Source organism: Agrobacterium vacciniicorymbosi (assembly GCF_040427045.1).
Taxonomy (GTDB): Bacteria; Pseudomonadota; Alphaproteobacteria; order Rhizobiales; family Rhizobiaceae; genus Agrobacterium.
Window position 1 is genome coordinate 38,246 of sequence record NZ_JBETMF010000012.1, and the last position, 14,941, is coordinate 53,186.

Annotated in this window: 11 protein-coding genes; 7 read left to right on the forward strand and 4 right to left on the reverse strand. The window is 57.1% G+C overall.

Going from position 1 to position 14,941, the window contains the following annotated elements:
• Positions 1-15 precede the first annotated feature (15 nt).
• Both glpD and ABUK73_RS18080 read right to left on the reverse strand, forming a co-directional pair.
• Positions 16-1,527 (reverse strand): glycerol-3-phosphate dehydrogenase, encoded by a 1,512-nt coding sequence (gene glpD, locus ABUK73_RS18075; protein ID WP_353578501.1) that lies wholly within the window; start codon positions 1,525-1,527, stop codon positions 16-18.
• Between the two features lie 102 nt (positions 1,528-1,629).
• On the reverse strand, positions 1,630-2,409 hold the full coding sequence (locus tag ABUK73_RS18080; RefSeq protein ID WP_353578502.1) for a DeoR/GlpR family DNA-binding transcription regulator: 780 nt from the start codon (positions 2,407-2,409) through the stop codon (positions 1,630-1,632).
• 209 nt (positions 2,410-2,618) lie between these two features.
• Between ABUK73_RS18080 and ABUK73_RS18085 the strand changes: the two genes are divergently transcribed.
• The 7 genes from ABUK73_RS18085 to ABUK73_RS18115 all read left to right on the forward strand — a co-directional run bounded on the left by ABUK73_RS18085 (position 2,619) and on the right by ABUK73_RS18115 (position 12,329).
• Positions 2,619-4,217, forward strand: coding sequence for a peptide ABC transporter substrate-binding protein (locus tag ABUK73_RS18085; RefSeq protein WP_353578503.1), 1,599 nt, complete (start codon positions 2,619-2,621; stop codon positions 4,215-4,217).
• 132 nt (positions 4,218-4,349) lie between these two features.
• Complete coding sequence (gene oppB / locus ABUK73_RS18090) at positions 4,350-5,273, forward strand: oligopeptide ABC transporter permease OppB (RefSeq protein WP_353578504.1); 924 nt, start codon at positions 4,350-4,352, stop codon at positions 5,271-5,273.
• Entirely contained in the window at positions 5,266-6,396 is a 1,131-nt protein-coding gene (locus ABUK73_RS18095) for an ABC transporter permease (RefSeq protein WP_353578505.1), read from the forward strand. The genes oppB and ABUK73_RS18095 overlap by 8 nt, the downstream gene beginning before the upstream one ends.
• A 1-nt stretch (position 6,397) precedes the next feature.
• The gene (locus ABUK73_RS18100; RefSeq protein ID WP_353578506.1) at positions 6,398-8,008 is read left to right on the forward strand and encodes an ABC transporter ATP-binding protein; all 1,611 of its coding nucleotides are present in this window, start codon (positions 6,398-6,400) and stop codon (positions 8,006-8,008) included.
• Between the two features lie 162 nt (positions 8,009-8,170).
• Positions 8,171-8,467, forward strand: a complete 297-nt coding sequence (locus ABUK73_RS18105) for a hypothetical protein (RefSeq protein WP_454892392.1) — start codon at positions 8,171-8,173, stop codon at positions 8,465-8,467.
• 159 nt (positions 8,468-8,626) lie between these two features.
• Complete coding sequence (locus ABUK73_RS18110; protein ID WP_353578508.1) at positions 8,627-10,960, forward strand: bifunctional diguanylate cyclase/phosphodiesterase; 2,334 nt, start codon at positions 8,627-8,629, stop codon at positions 10,958-10,960.
• Between the two features lie 232 nt (positions 10,961-11,192).
• Complete coding sequence (locus tag ABUK73_RS18115; protein ID WP_353578509.1) at positions 11,193-12,329, forward strand: polysaccharide biosynthesis/export family protein; 1,137 nt, start codon at positions 11,193-11,195, stop codon at positions 12,327-12,329.
• Positions 12,330-12,632: 303 nt separating this feature from the next.
• Here the strand turns inward: ABUK73_RS18115 and ABUK73_RS18120 are convergent, their stop codons facing one another.
• Positions 12,633-13,493 carry a protein kinase domain-containing protein gene (locus ABUK73_RS18120; protein WP_353578510.1) on the reverse strand — a complete coding sequence of 287 codons (861 nt, stop codon included), beginning with the start codon at positions 13,491-13,493 and terminating at the stop codon, positions 12,633-12,635.
• Positions 13,480-14,907, reverse strand: coding sequence for a type VI secretion system-associated protein TagF (gene tagF / locus ABUK73_RS18125; protein WP_353578511.1), 1,428 nt, complete (start codon positions 14,905-14,907; stop codon positions 13,480-13,482). Before tagF ends, ABUK73_RS18120 begins: the two co-directional genes overlap by 14 nt.
• Positions 14,908-14,941: the final 34 nt, after the last annotated feature.

The following is a 14,941-nucleotide window of genomic DNA, read 5'->3' on the forward strand; positions in this document are numbered from 1 at the left end:
CCTTGCGGGCTCTCGTCAGGCGGCCACTGCCGCCTTCATGTAGTCGTCGAGTATAGCCACTTGCTCAGATGAGAAATGCAGGCCTTGCTTCGTTCTGCGCCACAACACGTCGTCGCTGGTTCTGGCCCATTCCTGTCGCATCAGCCATTCGACTTCGCGCTCATAAAGATCGCCTCCGAAATGCTGACCGAGCGCCTCCATGCTGGTCGCATCGCCAAGGATCGCATTTGCCTTCGTTCCGTAGAGACGCACCAGTCTGCGCGCCTGACGCTCGGATAGAAAGCTATATTTTGTGTTGAGCTTTTTAACTTCCGCCTCATAGCCGGTGGCGGCGAAATCACCGCCCGGAAGCGAGCTTTTGCCCGTCCACGGCTTGCCCTTGTCGCCAATGGCTTCCGCCACCTTCTCCAGCGCGTGTTCTGCCAGACGACGATAGGTCGTCAGCTTGCCGCCGAACACGTTCAGCAGCGGCGCTTCACCGGAAGCATTCTCAAGCTTCAGCACATAATCGCGGGTCGCTTCCTGCGCGCTGGATGCGCCATCGTCAAACAGCGGACGCACGGCGGAGTAGGTCCAGACGATATCGTCCTTCGTAACCGGCTCAGCAAAATATTCACTCGCAGCATTGCAAAGATAATCCGTCTCCTCGCCGCTGATTTTAACATCGGCGGGGTCACCCTGATAATCCCGGTCCGTCGTGCCGATCAGCGTGAAATCGGTCTCGTAGGGAATGGCGAAGATGATGCGGTTATCGGGGTTCTGGAAAAAGTAAGCGCGTGGATCGTTGAACTTCTTTTTCACGATGATGTGGCTGCCTTGGACCAGCCGCACATTGTGCACCTGATTTTTGCCTGCCGCGTTGGACAGAACTTTGTCCACCCACGGGCCCGAGGCGTTGACCAGCATACGTGCCTGAACGGTTTTCACAGTTCCGGTGGCGTTGTCCTTGACGTCTACATTCCAGAGCCCGTTTTCGCGACGAACGGAAACCACCTTCGCGCGGCTCATGATGTCTGCGCCACGGTCGGCGGCGTCCCGCGCGTTCAGCACAACCAGACGCGCATCATCCACCCAGCCGTCAGAATATTCGAAAGCTTTAGTGAAGAGTGGCTTCAGCGGCTTGCCAGCGGGATCGCGGCGCATGTCCAGAGATTTCGTGGCGGGCAGAAGTTTCCTGCCGCCCAAATGGTCATAAAGAAATAGGCCGAGACGGATAAGCCAAGCAGGGCGAATGCCGCCCTTGTGGAAGGGCAGAACGAAGCGCATCGGCCAGATGATGTGTGGGGCCATGGCCCACAGCACTTCGCGCTCCATCAGCGCTTCGCGAACCAGTCGAAACTCGTAATGTTCAAGATAGCGAAGGCCGCCGTGGATGAGCTTGGTCGCGCCAGAGGAGGTGCCGGATGCGAAATCATTCATCTCGGCCAGCGTCACGGAATAACCGCGACCGGCAGCATCACGTGCGATTCCGCACCCGTTGATGCCACCACCGATCACGAAAATATCGCGGACCGCCTGCTCACTCACTTGGTCTCTCCCTGACGCGGCATTGTGCCGCTTATTCTTGGAATTCGAAATTGAGGGGAGTTAAAATGAAAACAAAGTGAATGTCAAACGAATGTTAATCGTTTAATTTTCCGGCTTCTCACCTTCGGTTTCGATGAGTTCGACGCCGTTTTCGCGGCAGATGGCGCTGACCGATGGAAGCGGACAGTGGTCGGTGATGAAGGTGTGAACCTGAGAGAGGTGGCCAATCCTCACCGGTGCCGTGCGCTCGAATTTGCTTGAGTCGGAAACCAGAATGACGTGCCGGGCATTGGCCATGATGGCCTGCGCCACTTTCACCTCGCGGAAATCGTAATCCAGTAGCGCGCCGTCTTTGTCGATGGCCGATACGCCGATGACCGCATAGTCCACCTTGAACTGGCGAATGAAATCAACCGCCGCTTCTCCCACGATGCCGCCATCCGATCCGCGCACCACACCGCCAGCGATGACGACCTCAATGCCGGGGAATATCCTTAACCTGTTGGCAACATTGATATTGTTGGTAATGACCATCAATTCGTGGTGGTTCAGCAAGGCTTCGCCAACGGCTTCCGTCGTCGTGCCGATATTGATGAAAAGCGAAGATTTATTGGGAATGAGCGCTGCCGCGGCACGGCCAATCGCCTGTTTTTCCGTCGCCGCGATGGACCGCCGGGCTTCGTAACGGACGTTCTCCGTGCTGCTAGGAAAGATCGCGCCGCCATGGATTCGCGTCAGCGCGCGTGCTTCGCATAATTCGTTCAGGTCTTTGCGAATCGTCTGCGAGGTGACCGAAAACTGCGTCGCCAGATCCTCGACGATGACCTTGCCTTCGGACTTAGCGAGTTCGATGATTTCCAGCTGGCGCGGTGTGAAGAACATTATGCGGTGACCCGTTGATATGTGCAGGCTTTCGTTTTTATTTCATTTTGATGAAAAGCGAAAGTGGTGGGTTTGTTTTGTACGTCGACGTTTTCCACAATCAATTTTCGCAACACCCTCAATTTTCCCAGTCGGTAAATATTGGGGTTGCGCCTCGGCGCGTTTTGTCCTTGTTTGCGCGTTCTCACACTTTATGGGGAAATAAAAAAATGCTTTCGATAAAAACAACAACGCGCGCCGCACTCCTGCTAGGCTCGCTTCTGATTGGCGCAAGTTCAGCTCTCGCAGAAACCGTTCTGCACCGTGGTAACGCCGGGGAGCCGCAGACCCTCGATCAGGCTCAGACTTCGATCAACATCGAAGCCTTCATCCTGAAGGACCTCTATGAGGGTCTGACGATTTATGATGCGTCTGGGAAGGTCGTTCCGGGTACTGCAGAAAGCTGGACCGTGTCCGATGACGGCACCGTTTACACCTTCAAGCTTCGCGCAGATGCAAAATGGTCCGACGGTACGCCTGTAACCGCAGAGGATTTCGCGTTTTCGTTCAAGCGCGTTGAAGACCCGGCCACTGCCGCGAAATACGCCAATATTCTTTATCCGATTAAGAATGCCGAAAAGATCAACAAGGGCGAAGCCAAGGTTGATGAACTCGGCGTGAAGGTCGTGGACGACAAGACGCTGGAAATCACGCTTGAGCGCTCAACACCGTTCTTCCTTGAGCTTCTAACCCATCAGACGGCACTTCCCGTTTCAAAGGCGAGCGTCGTGAAGAACGGCACAGAATTCGTGAAGCCGGGCGTTATGGTTTCTAACGGTGCTTACACGCTTCAGGCACATGTTCCCAATGACAGTCTGACGGTCGTCAAAAACCCGAATTTCTGGGATGCCGCCAACACCAAGATCGACAAAGTCGTTTTCTATCCGATCGACGATCAGGCTGCAAATGTCCGTCGTTTCGAAGCCAAGGAAATGGACATCGCCTATAATTTTTCGTCGGACCAGATTGAACGTCTGCGGAAGTCTTATGGCGATCAGGTTCGCGTCGCACCATGGCTGGCGACGTACTACTACACATTCGACACACGCGAAGCACCATATAACGACGTCCGCGTTCGCCGCGCACTCTCCATGGCTGTGGATCGCGACTTCCTCGCCAAGGAAATTTATAACGGATCGCAGCTTCCGTCATACTCCATCGTCCCGCCGGGCATGAGCGGCTATGGCGAACCTGCGAAGCCGGATTTCGCATCGCTTTCGCAACTGGATCGTGAAGACGAAGCCCTCAAGCTCATGAAGGAAGCGGGTTATGGAGAAGGCGGCAAACCGCTTTCTATTGAAATCCGTTATAACACCAATCCAAACCATGAGCGCGTTGCTACTGCTATTGCCGATATGTGGAAGACCACGTTTGGTGCCAAGGTTTCGTTGGTCAACCTCGATGTGGCATCTCACTACGGTTACCTGCAGGAAGGCGGAAAGTTCAACGTTGCACGTGCGGGCTGGGTTGCGGACTATGCGGACCCGGAAACATTCCTTGCGCTCTCAATATCGACCAATAAGACCTTCAACTATTCGAAGTACAACAACCCTGAGTTCGATGCGTTGATGAAGAAGTCTTATGAGGAAGCTGATCCTGCTGCTCGTATGAAGATTCTTCATGAGGCTGATACGATCCTCATGAACGATCAGCCGATTGCTCCTTTCCTGACCCAAGCATCCCTCTGGCTGGTTTCCGACCGCGTCAAGGGCTGGCAGGACAATGCGGTTGATGAGCACCTTAGCCGCTTCCTGAGCGTTTCCGAATAAGCAGTGCTGCCACGGTGGTTCTGAAACATGTCGCGCATCACTTTGCGCGACATGTTTGTAGGAACGGGCTAAAGTCGTTGTGTGAAACCGCATCGCCATTCGCCGCCGTGCCATGCCGGAGCCTAAAATATAATGATCTCTTTTATCCTGCGCCGTTTGGCGAGCGCCGTGCCGACGTTGTTTATCGTCGTCACGATTTCGTTTTTCCTGATGCGTTTCGCACCGGGTGGTCCGTTCAATCTGGAACGGCCATTGCCACCGCAGACGATGGAAAACCTGATGAGAACCTATCATCTGGATGAACCATTGTGGCGCCAGTATCTCATTTATCTGAAGAATGCCGTGACCGGCGATTTCGGTCCCAGCTACATCTATAAGGACAACACCGTTGCCCAGTTGATCGGCAAAGGTTTGCCCTATTCGCTGGAGCTTGGTTTCTACGCACTTATGCTGGCATTGATCGGCGGCGTGCTGGCCGGGACATTTGCGGCATTGAGGCAGAACAGCCTCTTCGACTTCTCGCTAATGTCGGTTTCTACCGTCGGCGTGACCGTGCCCAACTTCGTGGTGGCACCGGTGCTGACGCTGATCTTCGCCGTTCTGCTCGGTCTTCTGCCAGCCGGAAGCTGGGGCGACGGTTCGCTACGCTATCTCATTCTGCCGATGATTGCGCTTGCTTTGCCGCAGCTTGCCGTCATTGCGCGCCTGACGCGCGGATCGATGATCGAGGCTTTGCGGATGGATCATATCCGCACCGCGAAGGCTTACGGTCTTCCAAGTCGCACCGTCGTCATCGTCCATGCCATGCGTGCGGCAATGTTGCCGGTCGTGTCCTATCTCGCGCCTTGCGCCGCTGCCCTGCTGACGGGTTCTGCAGTCATCGAAACGATCTTCACCATTCCCGGTGTCGGTCGTTACTTCGTGCTGGGCGCCATCAATCGTGACTATACGCTTGTCATGGGAACCGTGGTTCTCATCGCGCTTTTCGTCATCGTTTTCAATCTTGTGGTCGATATTCTTTACGGCCTTCTTGATCCGAGGGTCAGACATGACTGATATCCCCGGCACATCAGCCGTTCCTGCTTCGGTGAAAAGCCGAAGCCTCTTCCAGCTTGCCACCATGCGTTTCCGCCGTAACAAGGCAGCCATGGCCGGTTCGATCATGCTCGTGCTGATCACGCTGTTTTCGTTCCTCGGGCCGCATTTCATCAGCCACACCTATGATCAGGTGTTTTCGTCCTATGTCTCGGTTTCACCGAGCCTGGATGCCCGCCCTGACGTCAATAATCTCCAGGGTGTTATGGAAGGCATTACCGGCCGTGCACGGGTGGAGCTGAAGGAATTTGCTGTCGAAGGACAGAAGTTCACCGCAACCGTCACGTCTTCTGGCGAGATCGATCCGCGCACGACGCGTTACTTCGATCGTGCCAACGAGTTCGAGAACACCAAGGTCGTGGCAACCGAGGATGACGGTCGCACGCTGAAAATCGAAGGCGATGTGAACCGCGAATATTTCTTCTTCGGCACTGACAGCAACGGGCGCGATCTTCTGGCGCGCGTCATGCTCGGCGGACAAATCTCGATTGCCGTCGGCGTGCTGGCCAGCCTTGTGTCGCTCGGCATCGGCGTCGTTTACGGCGCAACCGCCGGCTATATCGGCGGGCGTGTCGACAATGCGATGATGCGTTTCGTAGAAATCCTCTATTCGCTGCCCTTCGTATTTCTCGTCGTCGTCCTCGTCGTGTTCTTCGGGCGAAGTTTCATTCTCATCTTCCTCGTCATCGGGGCGGTGGAATGGCTGGATATGGCGCGTATCGTGCGTGGGCAGACACTGGCTCTCAAGCGGCGTGAATTTGTGGGCGCCGCACAGGCGCTGGGCCTGACGGATTGGCAGATCATCCGCCGTCACATCATTCCCAACACGATTGGCCCCGTGGTCGTTTTCGTCACGGTCGTCGTGCCGAAGGTTATCCTTCTGGAAAGCTTCCTGTCCTTCCTCGGTCTTGGTGTGCAGGCACCTTTGACCAGCTGGGGCGCGCTGATTTCCGAAGGTGCCAGCAATATGCAGTCAGCCCCGTGGTTGCTGATATTCCCGGCGATCTTCTTCGTGCTGACGCTGTTTTCTCTGAACTTTGTGGGCGACGGGTTGCGTGATGCGCTCGATCCCAAGGATCGTTGACATGAATACGACATCTGAAACCATACTGACCGTGCGTGACCTGAAGGTCGACTTCACGACACCGGATGGCATCGTCAATGCCGTTAAAGGCATTGATCTTGACGTGCGGCAGGGCGAAACCCTTGCCGTGGTCGGTGAATCCGGCTCCGGCAAAAGCCAGACCATGATGGGTATTATGGGTCTGCTGGCCGCCAATGGCCGGGTTCAGGGCTCCGCGAAATATCGCGGACGCGAACTGGTCGGCCTGCCGGTCGATGATCTGAACGACATCAGAGGCGCGAAAATCACCATGATTTTCCAGGAGCCGATGACCTCGCTCGATCCGCTCTACAAGATCGGCAAGCAGATTGCCGAGCCGATCATCCATCACCGTGGTTCCAGCAAGGCCGAAGCGCGTGCAAGGGTGCTGGAACTGCTGAAAGTGGTGGGCATTCCTGACCCCGAACGGCGCATTGACAGCTATCCGCACGAGCTTTCAGGCGGGCAGCGCCAGCGCGTGATGATTGCCATGGCACTCGCCAACGAGCCTGACCTGCTGATTGCCGATGAGCCAACGACGGCGCTCGACGTCACCATTCAGGCGCAGATTCTCGATCTGCTGAAATCGCTGCAGCAGCGTTTCGGCATGGCTGTCGTTCTTATCACCCACGATCTGGGTGTGGTGCGACACTTTGCAGATCGCGTTGCGGTCATGCGTCGTGGCGAGATTGTGGAAACCGGAACGACGGAAGACATCTTTGAACGTCCGCAGGCGGATTATACCAGGATGTTGCTGGATGCCGAACCGAGTGGCCATAAGCCACCCGTCGGCCCTGAAGCGCCTGTCGTTCTCTCCGGTCAGAATGTGACCGTGGATTACGAAATACCGGGTGGCATCTTTACCAAAGCCTCCGCGTTTCGTGCTGTCGATGGCGTCAGTGTCAATCTGCGCCAGGGACAAACCATCGGCATCGTCGGTGAGTCCGGTTCGGGCAAATCCACGCTTGGCCGTGCGCTGTTGCGGCTGACGCCTTCTACCGGGCGGCTGTTCTTCGGCAAGAAGGAAATATCCGGTCTGGACCGGAAAGCCATGCGGCCCATGCGACGCCAGCTTCAGCTGGTGTTTCAGGACCCCTATGGTTCGCTGTCGCCGCGTCAGACGGTGGGTGAAATCATCACCGAAGGTCTGTTCGTCCACGAGCCGCAGCTGAGCCGTGCCGAGCGCGACAAGAGGGCGATCGAGGCACTGAAGGAAGTCGGTCTCGATCCGGCAGCACGCAACCGCTATCCGCACGAGTTTTCCGGCGGCCAGCGTCAGCGTATCGCCATTGCGCGTGCCATCATCCTCAAGCCAGACGTCGTCATTCTTGATGAGCCGACATCGGCGCTCGACCGTTCGGTGCAGGGGCAGGTGATCGATCTGCTGCGCGATCTTCAGAAAACGCATGGTCTGTCCTATGTCTTCATCAGTCATGACCTGTCGGTCATCAAGGCGATTTCCGACTATGTGATCGTGATGAAAGACGGAAAGATCGTCGAAGAGGGCGAAACGGACGACATCTTCAACAATCCGACGGCGGATTATACCAAAACGCTCATCCAGTCCGCTTTCACGGCGGAAGTCGCAGCTTAACCCTCAGCCCGGCCGTTGTGGCCGGGCTCTTTACTTTATGCGGCTAAGGAACAAGCACCTCACATCTGCGTTATCTCCGCGTGAACATTAATGTGCCGTCTGAAGAGGCACTGAGGAGGTAATATGCTCAAGGTGATCCAGATTGCCGGTCTTGCCGTTACGATGGCGGTTTCGGGTATTGCTCTGTCCGCGCCTGCAAGCGCGCAGGATATGGAGTTGAGAATTGGCCGCGATGGCGTCCGCCCTGTTATTCGTGACCGAGACCGCGACATGGACCGCCGTGGCCCACCCATGCGCGGATGCAGTGAGCGTGAAGCACGCTCCGCCGCCCGTGCCTCCGGTCTGCGCGATCCGGAAATCGTTCGCGTAACACCGCGCCGCGTGGTCGTTCAAGGCTATACCCGCCGTGGCTCCGATACGATTACTTTCGCAAATGAGCGTGGCTGCCCGGAAATCTGAAGAGTAATTCTTTCAGAAAATAAGTTGTGTTACATTGAAACTCGCCTTTAGCGGGTTTCTTTGCATTGAGGCCATCCACTACAATTTGGATTAGTAATTTCTAAATTTAACTGTACTAATAAACATAGATGGTTGCACATTATTGGGGGTATATCCGCAGTGTTCGCCGTACTTGAATGTGTTGCGTTACAACATGATCGACGGATCGTTGTTCTGGCTGCCGTAATCGCACTTCTCGGAATGCTATCCTTCTATCATCTCCTGCTTCGGGCCGATGAGAGCCCTTTGAAGCGCAGACCCTATTGGGTTTTGGTGGCGGCTTTTGCATCTGGCCTTAGTGTATGGGCCACGCATTTCATCGCCATGCTTGCCTATCAGGGCAGCGTTCCCATTGGCTTTGATTTTCCGTTCACTGCTCTATCCGCCGTCATCGCCGTCTTCGGCTTCTGGCTCAGCCTCCAGTTTTTGTGGCGCGAACGTGGTGCTGCACTCTTCTCCGGTGGTATCATTACTGTCACCGTCGGCGCGATGCACTTCATTGGTATGGCTGGAATGCAGGTTGCTGCCACGTTGGAATATCGCATCACTCCCATTCTGGTGGGAACAGTTGTTGCAGCTGTACTCTTCTCCCTTTCATTTCTTCTGTTCCGGCGTTTGCGTGGCTGGAAACAGGTAACGAGTGCAGCCTCGGCCGCAATTCTCGGCGTATTGGCGCTTCACTTCACCGCCATGTCATCCACGATCTTGATACCGAACCCCAGCGTGCCTGGCCCGCAGATCGACGGACTGGACCGCATGTTCCTGATGGCCGCGATCAGCGGTGTGACGTTCCTCGTGCTGGCCATCACGGGTGCCGCCGCGCTTGTGGACCGTTATCTCGTAGACCTCAAAGGCCTCGTCAGCGCGACGCTGGATGGACTTGCCGTGGTGCGGGATGGCCGCATTGTTGAGGTCAACAGCCGCTTTGCAAAACTGTTCGATGCAAGCGAAGCCTCGCTCATCGGTGAAAATGCCGCCGAGCTGATGCACGCCGATGACGGCAACGCTGCTCATCTTCCCCGCGCTGTTGCAGTGGAGGCGGTGCCGAACCGCGGCGATCGATCCCGCACATTCGAACTGGCAGTTCGCACCATCGAATATCGCGGACGCCCTTGCGAAGTGATGGCTGTGCGTGACCTGACGGAGAAGCGCCGCGCCCAGCGCGAGATCGAATATCTCGCCCGCCACGATGTGCTGACCGGCCTTGCCAACCGCACGCTGTTTCAGGAGCGGCTGAAAAACCACATTACCATTGCCCAGAACAGCGATGAATTTGCGCTGATGGCGCTTGATCTCGACCGGTTCAAAGCCGTGAACGACCTGTTTGGCCACGCTGAAGGCGACCGCGTTCTGAAAGACGTTGCGCGGATGTTGAAGCAGGCGGCACGCCCCGGCGATCTCGTGGCGCGTCTGGGCGGCGACGAGTTCGTCATCCTCACCGCTTTCGGCACAACGGGAGATGAAGCCCGCGAGCTTGGCGAGCAGATTCTCTCCACTTTCCGGCGCGAGATGGATTGCGTCAGCGACCCGACTGCGGTGGGCGTTACCATCGGCATCGCAGCCTTCCCGGCCAATGGTGATGACAACGAAACGCTGATGCACGCGGCAGACCTTGCGCTTTACCGCGCCAAGATCAATGGCCGTGGCATCATCGCTTTTTACGATCCGGCCATGGATCAGGAAACAAAGGAACGGCGGCGGCTGGAATCCGACCTTCGTCAGGCCATCAGTCGCAACGAACTGGAGCTTCTCTATCAACCGGTGCATTCGGTGGAAAATGGAGAAGTGGCGAGCTACGAGGCGCTGGTGCGCTGGCAGCACCCCACGCGCGGAATGGTGCCGCCCGACGTCTTCATTCCCATTGCGGAAGAAAGCGGCATCATCATTTCGCTGGGTGAGTGGATATTGCACGAAGCCTGCTCGGCAGCCATGCGTTGGGATCCACATATCAAGGTGGCGGTAAACGTCTCGCCAGTTCAGTTCTCATTGGCAAACCTTGCCTATACCATCTGCTCGACGCTGGAGAAAACCGGCTTGCCGCCCACACGGCTTGAACTGGAAATGACGGAAGCCGCTCTCCTAAAGGACCGGGGCGTGACGCTGTCCACCATGCGGCAGTTGAAGCGTCTGGGTGTGACGATCGTCATGGACGATTTCGGCACCGGTTATTCCTCACTCAGCAATCTGCGAAGCTTCCCCTTCGACAAGATCAAGATCGACCGCAGCTTCATCGCTGCCATGAAGCAGGATGAAAACGCTCACTCGATCGTGCGTGCCATCATCGGCCTGGGCCGCAGCCTCGACCTGCCGGTAACGGCGGAGGGCATCGAGACCGACAGCCAGTATCGCATGGTTGTGGATGAGGGCTGTGCGCAGGCGCAGGGCTACCTTTTTGGCAAGCCAGGCAAGGTGCCGAGCCGCAGCAAAAAGGCCAGTAAAGCTGTTTTTGGGTGAGCCGTGAGACTCTGTTTTGCCCGGGCTGAGCGGGGCAGGCAAATGGCTTTTGGTTCTGGATTCAAAGAGGTTAGCACGGAGTGGCCACATCACGTAACGTGACTGGTTGCCGTTTGGACACAGAGGTTCAATTACCGATCAAATCTTTTTCAATTTTCGGCTTCAAAGTTATTGCAGCTTCATGTCTTGATGCTATTCCTGCGTGTAGGTGATTCTATCATGGGGAATTGGGATGAAGAAGCTTGCGTCGGTTCTTCTTTTGGCTTTGCTGAGCGGTTGTGCAAAGCCCTCGGATGGTCCGACTGCCGGGAATATCCGGTCGGCAACCTTTCCCCTGACAAATGAAAAAATTCGCGTCGTTGACCTCGCCAATGCACCGGCTGCTTCGATAACGCCATCGTCGCTCGAAAGCGCAACCGGTCCCGGCCTCACCATTCTTCGCAATACGGGTTACAACTCGCAGCGCCTGCGTCGCGGCGATGTGGTTGATATTACCGTGCTGGATACGGGCGAGGACGGCTTGTTCTCCTCCACGCAGAGCAAGACGCTCAATCTGGGCCGTTTCACGGTCGATCAGAGCGGTAGCGTCAACCTTCCATTCATCGGCAAGCAGCGTGTGGTCGATTCCACGCCGGAAGGCTTGCAGTCGCAGGTCGTCAGCGGCCTCAAGGGCTCCGCAGTCAACCCGCAGGCTGTGGTCACGGTGGTCGATAAGCCGACCAGCGCCGTCATGCTCAGCGGCTCGGTCAAGACACCGGGCAAAATCGTCCTGACAGCGCGTCAGGAACGCGTTCTCGACGCAATCAATCAGGCCGGCGGCCCAACCGTCGCGCCGGGTGCGGCCAAGGTAACCGTCGTTCGTGGCACGCAACGTGCAACCGCGTCGCTCGACCGCATCATGCGCGAAGATCGCCAGAACATCCGTCTTTCGCCCGACGACCAGATCATGATCGACGGCGAAGCGTCGAGCTTTACCGCGCTCGGCGCGTTCAAGAGCGCTGGGGAATTCCAGTTCGAAACCGGCAAAATGACACTGGCGCAAGCCGTTGGCCGCGCCGGCGGATTGCTGGATGACCGCGCCGATGCCCGCAACGTTTATGTCTTCCGCAACGAGGTCGTGCAGGTTTCATCGTCTGTCGCGTCCACCTCCAAGGGCCCAGCCCCGGTTGCAACAACCCTGCGTCCGGTGATCTACCACCTCAACATGCGCGATGCCTCCAGCATTGCCTTGATGCAACTGTTCCAGATGCAAAAGGGCGACGTACTCTACGCCAGCAACGCGCCGCTGGTCGATACGGCAAAGCTGCTGACGGTGTTCCAGAAGAGTGTGCCGACAGCTGCTGCTCCACAGCCGGGTGGGCTGAACTGATAGATTGGCTGGGCGCGGTTTTGCGCCCTTAGCTTTTTGAATGCCGGAGAGGGATCTGCTTCGACGGGGGCGGCGTGAGTGCGATACTAACCGGCAGTGGGTGGGACTTACCCCCCTCTGTCCTGCCGGACATCTCCCCCACAGGTGGGGAGATCGAAACGTGGTGACGTCTCGCCCATCTTGAACGCTGCCAATAAAATGAACAGCGTACGCCCAGCCAATCTCCCTCCTTGTGGGGGAGATGCCCGGCAGGGCAGAGGGGGGAGCCACACGGAATGCCTTTGAACTCAGGCACAGCCCACCTCACAAAACCCCGAGTGCCTCCTCAATCGACTGCGGACGCTCCAAACCATCCTTCGTGCAGACCTCTGCAAACATACTGAGCTTATCATCCTCTACATCCGGTGACGCATTCAACATCCGCTGCGCCAATCTCCCCAGCCCATAAACATCCTGCCTCGGATGGGCCGGCATGCCCGCAAGCTGTTCCGGCGCAGCAAATTCTGTCGATCCGGCAAACGCTATGCCCGCGTCCGAGGGGCTTTCACCAATTTTCCGCGCAATACCGAAATCCCCAAGCTTCGCGCTTTCGATTTCGCCATCGGGCAGCAGAATGTTTGCTGGGGTAATATCGCCGTGCACATAAGCTTCCGCATGTATGGCAGCCACAGCCTGCAACACGCGACGGAGCAAGGACGAAATCTCATCTAAAGTCAGTGGTCGCATTGCCAGTCTGGATGCGAGGGTAACAGGCATCCAAGGCTGGAGGAGTCCGGGTCGCCCATCCGCCAGACGCAAAAGGGCTGAAGTCTCCAACAAGCACGAATGCCGAAGCGCGATCCCGATTTCGGCCTCCCGGCGCAAGCGTTGGATCAATTGCGCATCATCGCGTCGCTTTTCAGGCGTCGTCTTGACCGCGAAGCGTGTGCCGAGGTCGCGATGTGTGACCTGCAATATTTGCGTCGTTTCCGTTTGATATGCCACCGCATCGATCGCAAAACTGCCTTCGATGAAGTGAGGCTGCTGTCTCGCCAGCCCATCCGCTTTGCGATCCAGCGCATCACGAATACGGTCGATCATATCCAGGGGCTGCTCCGACGCTCGGATCGCTGCCCAGAGATCGGCGAAACGCTGCGCCACATCACTGTCGTCAGCGCTGCTCAAGCTTGTTTCCGATGACGATGGCGCTGATGTTCTCGCGGCTGTTTTCGATCAGCGCTTCCTGCATCAAGGCATTGGCGCATTCATTGATGGGCGTATCGTGCAGAATTTCCGCGACGATGCGCTCCTTCAACGCCTGCATCAGCGGGAAGCTGCACAACAGCAGCCGGTCATGCGTGCCCCAATCATCGCTGATCGTGCTGGGGCGGAACTGCTGCGACTGGCCGACACATTGGGACAGCTGCTTCTTCATGCCAACGATGACGTGGTCCCTCGTCAATGGCTGCATTGTGCCATCGCGCAGCAGATAGGCGCGGGCATCGCCCGACCATGTGATGCTCATCGTCTGGCCGACGAGGCACGCGACCACGACACTGGCCATGGGACGCACCACGTCCGTCGCGATCTGACGGGAGAGCAGCAGGCTGTTGACGGTTCCGAGCTTGCCTTTGATATCCTGCGTGATGGCATCGATCCTGTCGCTCTCGGCAATATCCGTCAACGCATTCGTCGTCAGCCGTGCCGCTTCGACGGCGGCATTGCCATCTCCCAGACCATCGGCGATTGCAAAGAGTGCTGGCGTCTTGGAAACGAACAGCGCATCGGCATTGACTGTGAGGCGTGTGCCGGGATGGGTGGCGTAGCTGTAGATAATCGAAGCAGGGAGTGCCTCTCTCGTCTTAGCCTGCGGCGGCGCTGCGCTTGCCGTCCGCACATCAGGCTTTGGCTCACTCGCCGCCGGTTTAGGCTCGGCCTTGGCCGCAGAGGGCTGTTCCTTTTCCGCGGCAGTCTGGTCCCGGAACAGCTTTACGAAATCCGTCGCTGCCGGTTTGCCCTCGAACTTCACGCCGCGCGGCCGTCGGCTTTCGGAGTCGATATACCACCAGAGGCTCGTCGGCTGGCCGGTCTTAGGCGAGGTGGGGACATCCTCATCGTCGCCTTTTGGCTTTGGCATGCGCAGGCGTTTGATGGAACTCGTGAAGCGCGACATGTCGAAATCGAGCGTCATTGATGTCTCGGCCAGCGCTTCTGCCGCCATGAACCAGGTGTCATCGAGATAGAGCGTTCTGGGGTGCTGGCGAAAATCGACCAGTTGCGCGAGGATGATGAGCGGATATTTGCGTCCCACCCGGTCCTTGCTCGGCAGTAACACACCCGCATAGGCGCTGCGCCCCCAGATCCCGCGTTCGATGATGAAGCGGAGGGGCGGGGAGTTGGTGAAAACAGCACTCCAGCGATCCGCGAAAATATCCGCGCAGGCATGCAGGCCGGATCGCAGCCAGCCATCGAGAGCGCCGAGAAGCTCGCGGTCCAGACCTTCGGAGATGAAATCTCCGTGGCTTGGAATCTTCCCGTAAAAGCCAATCCTGTCGGTCTCGACAGCAGCTTTTACGGGTTTGGTGTTCGGATTTGCCATCAGCCAGGCAGGCCTGCGCTGCCGTGCCGTTCCA

Coding starts and splice junctions, on each gene's coding strand:
- ABUK73_RS18080 (WP_353578502.1), bottom strand. CDS start 2,409: ATGTTCTTCACACCGCGCCAGCTGGAAATCATCGAACTCGCTAAGTCC.
- ABUK73_RS18085 (WP_353578503.1), top strand. CDS start 2,619: ATGCTTTCGATAAAAACAACAACGCGCGCCGCACTCCTGCTAGGCTCG.
- oppB (WP_353578504.1), top strand. CDS start 4,350: ATGATCTCTTTTATCCTGCGCCGTTTGGCGAGCGCCGTGCCGACGTTG.
- ABUK73_RS18095 (WP_353578505.1), top strand. CDS start 5,266: ATGACTGATATCCCCGGCACATCAGCCGTTCCTGCTTCGGTGAAAAGC.
- ABUK73_RS18100 (WP_353578506.1), top strand. CDS start 6,398: ATGAATACGACATCTGAAACCATACTGACCGTGCGTGACCTGAAGGTC.
- ABUK73_RS18105 (WP_454892392.1), top strand. CDS start 8,171: ATGGCGGTTTCGGGTATTGCTCTGTCCGCGCCTGCAAGCGCGCAGGAT.
- ABUK73_RS18115 (WP_353578509.1), top strand. CDS start 11,193: ATGAAGAAGCTTGCGTCGGTTCTTCTTTTGGCTTTGCTGAGCGGTTGT.
- tagF (WP_353578511.1), bottom strand. CDS start 14,907: ATGGCAAATCCGAACACCAAACCCGTAAAAGCTGCTGTCGAGACCGAC.